The organism is Micromonospora sp. NPDC048871 (assembly GCF_043198155.1).
GTDB lineage: Bacteria > Actinomycetota > Actinomycetes > Mycobacteriales > Micromonosporaceae > Micromonospora.
The window spans coordinates 1-12,223 of record NZ_JBICUM010000001.1 but is presented as its reverse complement, the minus strand read 5'-3'; the positions used below and the strand labels follow the sequence as shown (position 1 = coordinate 12,223).

The window sequence follows — 12,223 nt, the reverse complement described above, 5'->3', positions numbered from 1 at the left end:
GCCTTGGCGGTTCGGTCAGGATCCGGTCACGCCCCGGCTCAGGTGATCGTTGAGCGCCTCGCTGATCCGGCGTAGTTGATCCACCTGAGCTGGGCTGAGGGCGTCGAACAGGTGTCGGCGTACCCCTTCGACGTGGCCGGGGGCGGCGGCGGCCAGGGTGGCGAAACCCTCGTCGGTGAGCCGGGCGATCTGCCCCCGTCGGTCGGTCGGGCAGTCCTCCCGGCGGACCCATCCGGCGGCTTCCAGCCGGGTCACCGCGTGGGACAGCCGGCTGCGGGAGGAGCCGGTGGCGTCGGCCAGTTCGCTCATCCGCAGTCGACGCTCGGGGGCCTCGGAGAGACGGACCAGGATCTCGTAGTAGGCGTGGGGGATCCCGGCGTCGCGTTGCAGTTCGCGGTCGAGGGTGTCCATCAGGGCCCGGGAGGCGGCCAGGAACCCCCGCCAGGTGCGCTGCTCGTCCGGATTCAGCCAGCGGGTCATGACGACCATCATACTCCCGGGTAGTTGAACGTTCAACCAAAACGGGCTAGCGTCGGTGACATGGGAATTCACCGTCTCAACCACGCCGTGCTCTACGTCAGCGACCTTGACCGCAGCGTCACCTTCTACCGGGAGGTGCTGGGCTTCCGGCTGGTCCCGATGACCCCGAAGGGCTTCAGCGGTGCCGCCTTCCTCCAGGCGCCCGGCTCCACCAACGACCACGACCTGGGCCTGTTCGCCATCGGCGCCCGGGCCGGGGCCTCGACCGCTGGGCGCGCCACCGTCGGGCTCTACCACCTGGCCTGGGAGGTGGACACCCTCGACGAACTGGCCGACACCGCCCGGCGACTGAGCGCGGCGGACGCCCTGGTCGGCACCTCCGACCATGGCACCACCAAGAGCCTGTACGGCCGCGACCCGGACGGACTGGAGTTCGAGGTGGTCTGGCTGGTGCCGGCCGACCGGCTGGACGCCGCCGCCCTGGCCGCCCGGACCCGCATCGGTCGGCTGGACCTGTCGGCCGAGATCGCCCGCTACGGCGGCGGCACCCGGGGCGGGGTCGGGATCTCCATCCCCGCCTGAGGTGTTGCTCCCGCCCTGGCCACCGAGCTTCCAGGGCGGTGGGGTAGAACGGGAGGGTGGTGGGTCTGCGGGTCTGGGAGCGGTATCTGGGTGGGTGGCTGACCGGGGCCCTGGGGCGGGCCCGGCGGGCCACCATCGCGATCGGGTACGCCGGTGACGATGCCGGGCCGGCCGAGACCGCCCTGCGGGTGGTCGGCGAGCACGCCCACCGGCTGGGCGGTTGCCGGCTCTCCGTGCTGGTGCTGGCCGACGGCGCCGAGGACCTGCCGGCCCGCCTGGGTGCCGTCGAGGCCAAGCTGCCGCCGCAGGTGGCGGTGCACCTGATGCCCGGTGCGCCCAGCCAGTTGCCGGTGGCGCTGCGGGCGGCCGGTGCCGCCGGTGCCCCGGTGCTGTCCTACCTGGCCGCACCGGGTCCGGTGGACCCGGTGGCGCTGACCGCCTCGGCCGGTGGGCGGCCCGCCGAGGTGCTGGTGCTCTCCGGTGCGGACACTCCCGTGCGGCCGGCCCTGGCCGATGCCGGGTTTCCGCTGGTTAGCGAGGTGGAGTGGGCCGAGGGCGGCGGGCGGATCGCGTTCGGCACCGGCTCGGACCGCAACCTGGAGACCTTCAAGGAGGCCCTGTGGGCCGCCGGCGCCGCCCTCCGGGACCCGCAGGGCCTGCCCCTGCGGACCGACCAACCGGTGGAGACCGCGCCGCTGGGCGGTGCACTGCTGGCCGAGTTGACCCGGCACGGTCCGCGTACGGTCACCGAACTGCGCCGGTACGCCGTCACCGCCACGGCCTACCGGGCGGTGGACGCGGTCCGGGCGCTGACCGGGCTGCTCGACTCGGGGCAGGTGAGCCGGGACCCGCAGCAGGGCCGCCTCGGTGGTGACGTAATGATCACCGCAGGCTGACCAACCGGCGGGCCGATCGGCTCCGCCGGACACGCGAGTGGGGCGCCGGTGAACTCCGGCGCCCCACTTTCGACTGCGAGAACTCTCACGCCCGGGACTTGTCCTGTTTCCACGACAGCGGGCCGGGTAGGTCAACCCTGTGCGCCTTGGCCCGCGAGTTCCACGACCAGCGTCCGAGCTTGATGCTCCAGGACGAGAATCCGTTCTGGGTGAAGTTCAGGATCAGCGGCCCGAACTTCTTGCGCTTGCGGAACATCAGACCCATGACGGGCCTCCCTTCGTCACGTCCCCTGCGCGCTCGAAGATGCCCGTAACGCCGACTCGGCAAACGCCGCTGATCTCCATTGGAGGCCGTCGCCTCACCACAACCCGAATATCCCATTTATCAGATGGGTTATGCGGATCAGTAGATACTGGTTGGATCGGTGTTGTGCGGAGCCAGCGGCATCTGTCTCACATTTTGAAGGTGCCGGGGGTTCGCTCGACCCCGCGCACCGGAGAGGACTTGCCATGCAGCACCCCGTACCTCTGCGCGAAAGCCACCCCACCCTGCCGATCCGCGACCTGGACGGCGGTGTGACCACCGTCGGGCGGGACCGGGTGGATCAGCTGCGACCGGTGGACCAGGAGCTGTTCGACACCCTGCGGCACCGGCAGGCCGCCATGGTCACCGTGGTCACCGCGGTGGCCCGCAACACCCGGTCGGCCGGCCTGCGGGAGCCGCTGCGCGCCGGATTCACCGCGACCAGCTTCACCACCCTGTCCGTACGCCCACCGCGGGTGTCGTTCTGCTACGACACCACCACCCCGGTCGCCGCCGTGCTGGACCGGGCCGAGCACGTGGGGGTGCACCTGCTGGCCGCCAACCAGACCGAAGCCGCGACCGTCTTCGGCACCGGCGGGGTCGACCCCTTCGCCGCGTATCCCTATTGGGAGTCCGGCCCCTTCGGGCTGCCGCTGCTGACCGGGGTACCGGGCCGGATGCTCTGTCGGGTGGAGCACCGGATCCCCACCGGCGACCAGACGCTGGTCATCGCCGAGCCGCTGGCGCTCTCCGTCGGCGTCGACGGTGACCCCCTGCTGCACCATCGCGGCAGCCCCGCCACGGCGACACCCCTCTGACCGGCGGCCGCCGGGGCGTGGATCAGCGCGGCTCCCAGGCGTCCGGTTGGGTGGTCAGCCGCCGCACATGAGCCGGCAGCCGCCCGCTGATCACATCCGCCAGACTGACCTCGTCGACCACCCGCCGCAGCGCGGCCCGTACCGCCACCCAGAAGCCCGGCAGGTGCTGCGCCACCCCCTCGTAGCTGGTCTCCTCCGGACGCATACCCCGGACACCGGCCAGCGGGCCCTCCACCGCCCGCAGCACCGCGCCGACGGTCACCTCCCGGGGTGGCCGGGCCAGGGCGTAGCCGCCCTCCGCCCCCCGCTGGGCCCGGACGATGCCGGACCGACGCAGGTCCGCCAGCACCGCCTCCAGGAACTTTCGCGGCATGTCCTGCTCCGCGGAGATGGTCTGAGTGGACAGCAGGGCCGGGTACGCGGCCGCCAGGCTCAGCGCCGCCCGTACCGCGTAGTCGCCACGCGCGGAGATCTGCACCCTGCCATCATGCCCAATCCACGCCGACCGCAGGGCCGTCGGGCCCAGTCGATCCTGGCTGTCACCCCTGGTGGATGTCGGTCTGGGTGTCGACCGGGGAACGGGGACGGATCACCGGGCCCGGCCCGGGACGGTCGCGGGCGGCCCGGAAGGAACCGGGGCTGACCCCTACCTCGCGGGTGAAGAACCGGCCGAAGTTGGTCGCCTCGCTGAAACCGAGTTGCCGACCGATCTGGGCGATCGGTTCGTCCGTGGCGGCCAGCAACCGGCTGGCCTGGAGGGCCACCCGCTCGTCGACGACCTGTTTCGCGCTGCGGCCGGTCACCGCCAGACAGGCCCGGGTCAGCGTACGCACCGAGCAGCCGAGCCGGTCGGCGTAGTCCTCGACCCGGCGACTGTGCTGGAAGCCCAGCTCGACCTCCCGGCAGAACCGACGGAAGGTGACCTCCTCCGGACGCGACTCCGGCCGGCGACCGTCCGAGGGCAGCATGGTCAACCGCAGCAGCAGCACGGTCAGTTGGTGACGCAGCAGACTGCGGCCGGCCGGAGTGTCCCGGTGCCGTCGAGAGTCCACCGTCAACTGAGTCACCTCGTTGATGACGGCGTCCTCGTCCTCACCGGCCAACTGGAACCAGGCCGGCCCCTCGTCCAGGGCCACCTCCAGCCCGCGCAACGCCTCCGGATGCCAGCGCACCACGGTGGCGTCCAACTCGGGCAGCGCACACCGCAGCACCTGCCCGGGGCGTACCCGCAGCAGGGTGCCGGGCCGGCAGGGCAGGGGGCGGAAATCGACCTCGGTGTACCCGTGGCCGCTGGTGGTCAGCACGATCAGCTCCCGGTCGAGCAGGATCGGTCGCCGCCACCGTGGGTCGGGCGCCAGACTGCCCAGGGTGATCGTTTCGATCTCGCCGGTGGGGTCGAACGGGGCGGGGGAGAGGTGATCGGAAGGGACCATCACCAGCGACGTTAGCCCGCGCGTCGGCGGTATGCATCTTCTCCGGCCGGTGCGTCCGCATTCTCCTGCGGGTTGTCGGGGCCGGGCCGGGCGGCTAAGTTTCCGATCGGTAGCGATCCGACCGTGTTGATGTCCGCGCGGTCCGGGTCGCCAGGCCGACTCGCGAGAGGATTCCCATGACCGCGCTGTTCTCGGTTGACGGCAAGACGGTCCTGGTCACCGGCGGATCGCGGGGGATCGGGCTGATGATCGCCCGAGGCTTCGTCGAGGCCGGGGCGGAGGTCATCATCTCCTCCCGCAAGGCGGAGGTGTGCCGGGCGGTCGCCGAGGAACTGTCCGCCCACGGCAGGTGTACGGCGATCCCCGCCGACCTGAGCAACGACGAGGGGGCGCAGGCCCTGGCCGAGGCGGTACGCCAGCGGGTCGACCGACTCGACGTGCTGGTCAACAACGCCGGAGCGACCTGGGGTGCACCACTGGAGGAGTACCCGCAGAGCGCCTTCGACAAGCTCTGGGCGGTCAACGTCAAGGCCGTGTTCCGGCTGACCACCGCACTGCTGCCGGCCCTGCGGGCCGCCGCCACGGACGACGACCCGGCCAGAGTGATCAACATCGGCTCGATCGACGGCCTGCGGGTGCCCTCGATGGAGGTGTACGCCTACTCGGCCACCAAAGCCGCGGTCCACATGTTGACCCGCAGCCTGGCCCACCAGTTGGCCGAGGAACGGATCACCGTCAACGCGATCGCCCCCGGCCCCTTCGAGAGCAAGATGATGGCCTTCGCCCTGGAGGACCCGGGATCGCGGGCCGCCATCGAGGCGCAGGTGCCACTGGGACGAATCGGTCGACCGGAGGACATGGCGGGCACCGCGATCTACCTGGCCTCCCGGGCCGGCGCCTACCTGACCGGTGCGGTGATCCCGGTCGACGGGGGTATCACCAGCCACGGCTGAGGGGCTACCCGGGTCGCGTGGGTGAAGGCGGGAGGCTGTCCGCGTACCGCCGGACATGCCAGGGCCGCGCGGACCCGGAAGGTCAGCGCGGCCCTTGCGGTGATCGTGGTCAGCGTCCGGCGAGCAGCCGGTTGACCGCCGTGTCGACATCCAGGTGCTCGGCCTCCCGGCCGCGCGGAACGACGACGTAGGTACGCCGCAGGAACCGCACCAGTACGCTGCGCGGCACCTCGAACAGGGCGTTGCCGTCCGGCGACGACAGCGCCAGCGCGACGAAGTCGCCGCGCGGGGTGGCCCAGGGCCAGACCCGGACATCCCCGATGCCGGCCGGTTCGTCCAGGCCGGTGACCAGCAACTCGCGGGCGAACGACCAACTCACCGCCTCGCCGCCGGCCGATTCGGCATGGAACAGGACATGGACCGCATACGGATCAGCAGGGTCGTAGCGCAGACTGGCACGCACCGGCAAGGCGGTGGCGTCAGGCGCGACTAGCCTTAGCGACGTCTCGACCTCAACGGTCGTCGGTCGGATGACACTCATGGACGTTCTCCCCCCGGCACCGCGTGCGGAACGCGCGTGTCCCGCTTTTCCCATACTCAGCCGCTACTCCTGGCTACGCTCCGCCATACGCTGACTTCACCCAGTGGTGGGAAGGGGGTCGGAAAGGCCACGAGAATGTGAAAATTCATCTAGGATTTCCGGTTCTGCCCAGTGCGTAGATCCCGCCCGGCATCGGGTGGTTCAGTCGTCGACTTACTCCGGTAACGTCCAGTCGGCCGTTGCAGTGACGGGCCCGCGCGACACTGGGGTGAGGAAATGGTCGTTGAGCGATCCTCAGTGGATCCCTCGGCGCGGCGGATCCGTCGAACGTCGCGGTCCGCGAGACGAACAGCGGGGGTACGGGGTGCCGAAAATGCAGGGGGGCCAGCGCGGCCGGCCGACAGCCGAGCGTGAGCCGACAGCCAATGATCGGACCGGTCGTAACGCGGGGCGCTACGCCAACGGGCCTGGTCCCGCCCGGCGGGGTGACTCTCATCTCGGGCAGGATGACCGGGGGCCGGCGGGCCGGGCCGCGAGCAGTGAGGGGAGGGACGTCGCCGTGTCGGAACGACGTGACCCACCCCGCTGGCGGCGCCGGGTCTCCACCACCCTCGCACTGATCCGTGCCAACCCCACCGGCCGACTGGCCCTGCGGATCATCGTCGCGGTCCTCGGCGCCCTCGTCGTCGCCGTCGGAGTCATGCTCATCCCGCTCCCCGGCCCCGGCTGGCTGATCGTGATCGCCGGCCTCGGCATCTGGGCCGTCGAGTTCCACTGGGCCAAACGACTGCTCGCCTTCACCCGCCGCCACGTCCACGGCTGGGCCAACTGGGTGAAACGCCAGTCACTGCCCGTACGCGCCGCCCTCGGTGCGGTCGGCCTGCTCTTCGTCGCCGGGGTGGCCCTGATCTCGATCAAGCTGAGCCTCGACATCGACGTGATCGCCCAGGTCCTGCACTACTTCGCGACCCACTGACCCCGGGTTCGCGGTCCGGTCGCGCGATCGGGTAGAGTCATGCGCGCTGAGGGCGATTAGCTCAGCGGGAGAGCGCTTCGTTCACACCGAAGAGGTCACTGGTTCGATCCCAGTATCGCCCACGCAAAAAGAGGCCCGGATCACATTGATGATCGGGGCCTCTTGTCATTCTTGATAGGTGTGACTAGGCGCGGGCTGGCCGTCAACCTGTCGGCGGGCGTACCGGCCCAGGGGTGTGAGGAGCCGAGTCGTGGTGCGGAGGTACGAACCGCTGACGGTGGCGAGGTTGGGTGCTCTGCTCGCCGACGCTGATGAGACGCGACGCTGGCGGCTGGTGGCGGAGTTCCTTGAGGAGTACCGCTGGGAGCCCTCGGAGAGGCGTGCCGCCCTGTTGCAGCAGGAGCCATTGACCACTGGCGACGAACACTGGGACGTGTTCTTGGCGGCGTTGACGGAACACCTGGCGGCCAAGGACGGGCGTGGGGCACCGGCATGGGTCGAGACACGCTCACTGCGGCGATTCTGGTTTCCCTTCAACACTCGCGCTGCTCGGGTTGACGCGGTGGTCCATGCCCCGGCGGCGTTCCGTCGTCGTGGCGTGTTCGTGTCAGCGCAGGAGCTCAACGTCGCATGAGCGCCGAGGACCCACTGCTGGACCGCGCGGCGATCGAGGCTGCCTTCCGTCGACTCGGAGAACGGTTGCACCGACGTGGCGTGGTGGCTGATCTCTACATCTTCGGCGGAGCAGCCATGGCCTTGGCCTACGACGCACCCGGAGGCGTTTGGCCTCCTGGATGAGGACGACTGATCCGAGCGCCGCTGCCCAGCTGTCGACAGCAACAGGCGCGGACCCAGCGACCCAGTAAGGACCGACGCCGGACAGTGACCCGAGGCCAGGGACGCCGCCGGGCGCTGCCGGACCGAGCGCCCAGAACTTACAGCAAGGGGTCGATGTGGTCCTTGGCCCGGGGTGTGCCGAAGGTCGGAAGCGCTCGCCTGGCGGTTGCGGCATCAGCCGTCGTGGTGGGGGCGCGTCGGTGCGGTGGGCGGGGGTACCGTCGACAGTGGTGGTCCGCTGCCCAGACCGCTACCTGGGAGACGATGATGAGCGATTCCTCGACCTTCGGTGCGCGCCTGCGGATGTATCGCGAGCGTGCGGGGAAGACTCGGCCCGTTCTCGGCGGGCTGGTCGGGCGTAGCGCGGAGTGGGTCAAGGCGTTGGAGAATGGCCGGCTACTGCCGCCCCGTCTGCCCATGTTGCTGCGGCTGGCCGAGGTGCTCGACATCTCGGATCTTGCGGATCTGACTGGCGATCAGTCGTTGCCGGTGGCGTCGGTGACCCGGGCGGGGCATTCCGAGATCGGCAAGGTGGCTGCGGTGATGCAGCGGGCATCGGTGCCGGTGGGCGCGGTGACGCCGGTTGTCGTGATGCGTGATCTGGTGGATCAGGCGTGGGCCTTGTGGCATCGGTCGACGACCGAGCGTACGGCGGTGGCAGCGGTGCTTCCCGGGTTGCTGACGGATGCGCAGCGGAGTGCCCGGATGCTCGATGGCGGGGATCGTCGACTGGCGTTGGTGGAGTTGGCGCGGGTGTATCACCTGGTGCAGTTGTACCTGGCGCACCAGCCGCTGCCGGAGTTGGTGTGGCTGGCTGCCGACCGGGCGATGTCGGCTGCCCAGGACGCCGACGACCCGGCGGCGATGGCGGTGGCGGCCTGGTACTACGCGCACGTCTATCGGGGTGTGAACCAGGTCGACGCCGCCGAGCAGGTGCTGGTCGAGGCTGCGGGTCTGGTTGACCCGGCGGCGGGTGGTGAGCAGTTGGCGCGATGGGGTCAGGTGCAACTCGGTATCGCGCTGGGGCACAGCAAGGCCGGCCGGGCCGGTCGGGCCTGGCGTGCGTGGGATGGTGCCGACTCGGCCGCGAGACGACTCGGCGGTGGGTACGCCCATCCATGGCTGATGTTCGGACCGGCGGCGTGTGCGGCGTACGCGGTCACCATCGAGACGGACCTGTGCCGCACGGGTGAGGCGGTGCGGCGGGCCGACGCCACCGACTTTCGGGCGTTGCCCTCGCAGACCCGCCGGGCTGCCGCGCTGATCGATGCCGCTCGGGCGCACATGCTGGACCGTGGGGAGGTCGCGGCGGTGCACCTGCTCGGCCGGGCACTGCGGGAGAGCGTCGACACGGTGCGACACAACCCGTACGCCCGCACTGTCGCCCTGGAACTGTCGAACCGGCCGGGCACGGTCGGTGAGGATGCCCGAGAGTTGGCCCTCGCCATCGGCATGATCGGGTAACTCTCCCTGAGGTACAAACTCTCCCTGCCACAGCCAGTGACCACTCGTAGCGTTCCCGTCACTGGCGGCGGCGAGCATGTGCCTGCTTGATACCCGATAGAGCCGGACTGAACTTCGTCGCCGCCTCCTGTTGCTCGATCGAGGGGGCGAGTCTGTGGCGACCTGGTCTGAACTGTGCGCGTTGATGCGGTGGCTGTTCTGGCGGCCTCAGCCGCCGCCACCGCCCGGGACTGGGCAGCGGTACCAGGACGTTGAGCAGGCGGCGGCGCAACGGCGGCTGCTCGACCACGCGCGGCAACTACGGCGGTGCCAGGGCCACCACGAATCGGCAGCTCAGCTCAGCCCACGCCGATCGGAGGGCCTCCGGTGACCCGACGCGTGGCCAACTCGTCCGGGCGGTCATCTCTGAGCGGCCGGCGCGTCTCCTACGACGAGTACCTGTCGGCTACCGCGTTGACCTTTGCCCGTCGGCATCGGCCAGTCTGGTGTTGGCGGCGGTGGCGGTGGACCTGTCGATGTGGGTCCGAACTGCCCTGCCGTGCCCGGCACCGGATTCCGATCAATCGCGGGCACTGGCCTGGGGAGGGTGAGCAGTGACCGGCGGGCCGGAACGGACGATCCTCGCCGTACACGTTCGTGGGCTCGACGGCATGTGTGCTGGTTGCCGGGTGTGGTGGTCGCGGCTGGTGCCGTACCCGTGTTGGCAGGTGGAATGGGCGACCAGTCGGCAGGCTCGCGCGAGCGTGGCCCGGTTTCTGGGTGGTCTGCGGTGACCAGCCACGGCCCGGTCCTGCCGATCTGGAGCTGCGGTGGCTGCGACCTGCCCTGGCCATGCCCGACCCGGCGGCGGGAACTACGCGCGGAGTACGCGGGCGCTCCGGTGTCGCTGGCCCTCTATCTCGGCGTCTGTCTCGTCCAAGCCGCCGAGGACATGCCCTGGGCACCGGCCGGCGTGCTGCACCGTCGCTTCGTCGGCTGGGCCAGGCAGCCGCCGGAAGTACAGCAGCGAAGTACAGCAACCGTGCCGGTCGAACCAGGCCGGAAGGGGCGTCACCAGGCCGGATGACCTCGCATCAAGCCCGATCCGACCGGTCTGCGAGAGTTCACACCGAAGAGGTCACTGGTTCGATCCCAGGATCGCCGACAATCAAAATGTCCGGTGGCTGGTGGTGTGCCGAGCGGGCGGGCTCGACGTGAGGTCGAGCCCGCCCGGGTTCGGTCCGGTTCTCCTGTGTTGGGCCTAGCCCGCCAGCCTGTCGTCCTGGCTGCCGGCGAACAGTGGATCAGCGATGGTCATCGTGCGACGAGGTTGAATCGCTGGTTGGTGCCGCCGTGGCAGTCGTAGAGCTGAACCTGTGCTCCGTTGGCGGTGCTCCAGGCGTCCAGGCAGCGTCCGGACTGGACGTTGCTGATGGTGCCGTTGGAGTTGACGTTCCATTGCTGGTTGCCTTGGCCGTGGCAGGCGTAGATCTGGACGGCGGCGCCGTTGCCGGAGCCTGCTGCGTCGAGGCACATGGTGCCGTACACCCGTAGTTGTTTGTCTGAGGTGTAGGTCCAGGCCTGGTTGGTCTGTCCGTGGCAGTCGTAGAGCTGTACCCGGGTGCCGTTGTTCTGGGAGGCGTTGGGTACGTCGATGCATCGACCCGACTGGGTGCCGACGATCTGGCTGGCGGAGCCGGAGGGCGGAGGTGTGGTCGGCGGCGGGCTGGTCGGCGGCGGAGTGGTCGGCGGGGGAGTGGTCGGCGGCGGAGTGTCGTCCGGCGCCACCGCCCGGCCGGTGCTCGGTGAGATCATGCCCGTACAGAGGTTGCGGCTGCTCAGGTTTGCCATGATCTGCGGAATCGCGTTGCGGGTGTTCTGAATGCCGTCGTGCATCAGGATCACCTGGCCGTCCTGGAGACGGCTGGCGGCGGAGACGATCTGGCTGACGCTGGCACCGTTCCAGTCCTGGGAGTCGACGTCCCAGATCACCTGGCGCAGGCCAAGCGACGCGGCGACCGACTGGAGGGTCGAGTTGGTCTGCCCGTACGGCGGGCGGAACAACTGCGGCCGGACGCCGGTCGCTGACTGGATCGCTGCGTTGGTCTGGGAGAGGTCCGACTGCATCTGGCTCTGGTTCATCGAGGTCATGTACGAGTGGTTCCAACTGTGGTTGGCCACCCACATGCCCGCGTCGACCTGGGCCCGCGCGGCGGACGGGTTGCTCTGCACGGTCTGTCCGACATTGAACATGGTCGCCCGTGCGCCGTTCGCGCGAAGCACGGACAGCAGTGCGCTGGTACTGCTGTTCGGCCCGTCATCGAAGGTGAGGGCGACGTACCCGTTGCAGACGGCGGCGCTGGACGGGGTGGCGGCGACCGCGAGACCGGTGGCACTCAGCGCCACGGTGGAGGCGAGCGCGGCCAACCGGAAGGTGAGACGCGATTTTCGGGGGGCGGACGGGCGGCGGGAGCCGCCGATACTTTCGTACATGCGCAGGTCCTCCTTGGGGCGGATGGCACCTGACGACGCATGGTTTTAATCGACAGGAGCTGATGCCATCGCGTTCGGAAGTATTGCAACGGCGTTTCGAACACGTCAATAGCTTCCGGAAGTTCTCCGGAACTTCCGGAAAGGTCGGCTGATCGGCCGCGACCGCCCAGTGCTGGCACGCGTACGGCGGCGTCGGCGCGGCCCTGCACGTGGGGCTGGCTGAGCACGGTCTCTACGAGATCCGGGGCGGGCTCACAGCGTCGCGTCAGGGGTGTGTCGTTTTCCGAGCCGGTAAGTCATAGCCGCCGCAGGGTGGCTCCGTCCTGCCAGCGGTAGAGGTCGCGCAGCAGGGAGATCTCGGCACCGTGATGGATCAGCTCCCTGTTGACGTGCAGGATTCGGTTCGCCATGGGGAACCGTTCGGGACCCACCGTGGGTGGATTGTCCAGGTCGGCGTCCGAGAGGCC

14 protein-coding genes, 1 tRNA gene and 2 pseudogenes are annotated in these 12,223 nt (G+C 69.8%); 10 read left to right on the top strand and 7 right to left on the bottom strand.

The features are described from left to right. Positions 1-15: 15 nt before the first annotated feature. The gene (locus ACGFIK_RS00085) at positions 16-489 is read right to left on the bottom strand and encodes a MarR family transcriptional regulator (RefSeq protein ID WP_327021987.1); all 474 of its coding nucleotides are present in this window, start codon (positions 487-489) and stop codon (positions 16-18) included. A 51-nt stretch (positions 490-540) separates the two neighbouring features. Between ACGFIK_RS00085 and ACGFIK_RS00080 the strand changes: the two genes are divergently transcribed. Next, a complete protein-coding gene (locus ACGFIK_RS00080; protein ID WP_327021986.1) occupies positions 541-1,062 on the top strand; it encodes a VOC family protein in 522 nt (173 codons plus the stop codon). A 56-nt stretch (positions 1,063-1,118) separates the two neighbouring features. Then, positions 1,119-1,958 (top strand): hypothetical protein, encoded by an 840-nt coding sequence (locus tag ACGFIK_RS00075; protein WP_393336920.1) that lies wholly within the window; start codon positions 1,119-1,121, stop codon positions 1,956-1,958. Between the two features lie 85 nt (positions 1,959-2,043). On the opposite strand, the gene ACGFIK_RS00070 is transcribed toward ACGFIK_RS00075, so the two are convergent. Beyond that, positions 2,044-2,223 carry a DUF4236 domain-containing protein gene (locus tag ACGFIK_RS00070; RefSeq protein WP_327021984.1) on the bottom strand — a complete coding sequence of 60 codons (180 nt, stop codon included), beginning with the start codon at positions 2,221-2,223 and terminating at the stop codon, positions 2,044-2,046. 245 nt (positions 2,224-2,468) lie between these two features. On the opposite strand from ACGFIK_RS00070, the gene ACGFIK_RS00065 reads away from it, so the two are divergent. Further along, the gene (locus ACGFIK_RS00065) at positions 2,469-3,080 is read left to right on the top strand and encodes a flavin reductase family protein (protein ID WP_393336917.1); all 612 of its coding nucleotides are present in this window, start codon (positions 2,469-2,471) and stop codon (positions 3,078-3,080) included. Positions 3,081-3,102: 22 nt separating this feature from the next. Here the strand turns inward: ACGFIK_RS00065 and ACGFIK_RS00060 are convergent, their stop codons facing one another. Beyond that, a complete protein-coding gene (locus tag ACGFIK_RS00060) occupies positions 3,103-3,558 on the bottom strand; it encodes an Rrf2 family transcriptional regulator (protein WP_327021982.1) in 456 nt (151 codons plus the stop codon). 61 nt (positions 3,559-3,619) lie between these two features. After that, positions 3,620-4,513, bottom strand: coding sequence for an AraC family transcriptional regulator (locus ACGFIK_RS00055; protein ID WP_327021981.1), 894 nt, complete (start codon positions 4,511-4,513; stop codon positions 3,620-3,622). A 176-nt stretch (positions 4,514-4,689) separates the two neighbouring features. On the opposite strand from ACGFIK_RS00055, the gene ACGFIK_RS00050 reads away from it, so the two are divergent. Then, on the top strand, positions 4,690-5,466 hold the full coding sequence (locus ACGFIK_RS00050) for a glucose 1-dehydrogenase (RefSeq protein WP_327021980.1): 777 nt from the start codon (positions 4,690-4,692) through the stop codon (positions 5,464-5,466). Positions 5,467-5,575: 109 nt separating this feature from the next. Here ACGFIK_RS00050 and ACGFIK_RS00045 read toward each other — a convergent pair whose 3' ends face one another. After that, a complete protein-coding gene (locus ACGFIK_RS00045; RefSeq protein WP_007457244.1) occupies positions 5,576-6,007 on the bottom strand; it encodes an SsgA family sporulation/cell division regulator in 432 nt (143 codons plus the stop codon). 373 nt (positions 6,008-6,380) lie between these two features. Between ACGFIK_RS00045 and ACGFIK_RS00040 the strand changes: the two genes are divergently transcribed. The 6 genes and pseudogenes from ACGFIK_RS00040 to ACGFIK_RS00015 all read left to right on the top strand — a co-directional run bounded on the left by ACGFIK_RS00040 (position 6,381) and on the right by ACGFIK_RS00015 (position 10,350). Next, a complete protein-coding gene (locus ACGFIK_RS00040) occupies positions 6,381-6,983 on the top strand; it encodes a TIGR02611 family protein (protein WP_393336913.1) in 603 nt (200 codons plus the stop codon). Positions 6,984-7,033: 50 nt separating this feature from the next. Beyond that, positions 7,034-7,105: transfer RNA gene (locus tag ACGFIK_RS00035), tRNA-Val, on the top strand. 128 nt (positions 7,106-7,233) lie between these two features. Next, the gene (locus tag ACGFIK_RS00030) at positions 7,234-7,617 is read left to right on the top strand and encodes a hypothetical protein (RefSeq protein WP_393336910.1); all 384 of its coding nucleotides are present in this window, start codon (positions 7,234-7,236) and stop codon (positions 7,615-7,617) included. 467 nt (positions 7,618-8,084) lie between these two features. Continuing rightward, entirely contained in the window at positions 8,085-9,284 is a 1,200-nt protein-coding gene (locus ACGFIK_RS00025) for a helix-turn-helix transcriptional regulator (protein WP_327021977.1), read from the top strand. 401 nt (positions 9,285-9,685) lie between these two features. Further along, positions 9,686-10,057 (top strand): annotated as a pseudogene (locus ACGFIK_RS00020) (hypothetical protein). Beyond that, positions 10,054-10,350, top strand: a complete 297-nt coding sequence (locus tag ACGFIK_RS00015; protein ID WP_327021976.1) for a hypothetical protein — start codon at positions 10,054-10,056, stop codon at positions 10,348-10,350. The pseudogene ACGFIK_RS00020 and the gene ACGFIK_RS00015 overlap by 4 nt, the downstream one beginning before the upstream one ends. A gap of 227 nt (positions 10,351-10,577) precedes the next feature. Here ACGFIK_RS00015 and ACGFIK_RS00010 read toward each other — a convergent pair whose 3' ends face one another. Continuing rightward, a complete protein-coding gene (locus ACGFIK_RS00010; protein WP_327021975.1) occupies positions 10,578-11,756 on the bottom strand; it encodes a polysaccharide deacetylase family protein in 1,179 nt (392 codons plus the stop codon). Positions 11,757-12,052: 296 nt separating this feature from the next. Beyond that, positions 12,053-12,223 (bottom strand): annotated as a pseudogene (locus tag ACGFIK_RS00005) (DinB family protein); the annotation flags it as partial.

Excerpts from the sequence above, each read along its gene's own strand:
- ACGFIK_RS00085 (WP_327021987.1), bottom strand. The coding sequence starts at position 489 with ATGGTCGTCATGACCCGCTGGCTGAATCCGGACGAGCAGCGCACCTGG.
- ACGFIK_RS00080 (WP_327021986.1), top strand. The coding sequence starts at position 541 with ATGGGAATTCACCGTCTCAACCACGCCGTGCTCTACGTCAGCGACCTT.
- ACGFIK_RS00070 (WP_327021984.1), bottom strand. The coding sequence starts at position 2,223 with ATGGGTCTGATGTTCCGCAAGCGCAAGAAGTTCGGGCCGCTGATCCTG.
- ACGFIK_RS00065 (WP_393336917.1), top strand. The coding sequence starts at position 2,469 with ATGCAGCACCCCGTACCTCTGCGCGAAAGCCACCCCACCCTGCCGATC.
- ACGFIK_RS00055 (WP_327021981.1), bottom strand. The coding sequence starts at position 4,513 with ATGGTCCCTTCCGATCACCTCTCCCCCGCCCCGTTCGACCCCACCGGC.
- ACGFIK_RS00050 (WP_327021980.1), top strand. The coding sequence starts at position 4,690 with ATGACCGCGCTGTTCTCGGTTGACGGCAAGACGGTCCTGGTCACCGGC.
- ACGFIK_RS00045 (WP_007457244.1), bottom strand. The coding sequence starts at position 6,007 with ATGAGTGTCATCCGACCGACGACCGTTGAGGTCGAGACGTCGCTAAGG.
- ACGFIK_RS00040 (WP_393336913.1), top strand. The coding sequence starts at position 6,381 with ATGCAGGGGGGCCAGCGCGGCCGGCCGACAGCCGAGCGTGAGCCGACA.
- ACGFIK_RS00025 (WP_327021977.1), top strand. The coding sequence starts at position 8,085 with ATGATGAGCGATTCCTCGACCTTCGGTGCGCGCCTGCGGATGTATCGC.
- ACGFIK_RS00010 (WP_327021975.1), bottom strand. The coding sequence starts at position 11,756 with ATGTACGAAAGTATCGGCGGCTCCCGCCGCCCGTCCGCCCCCCGAAAA.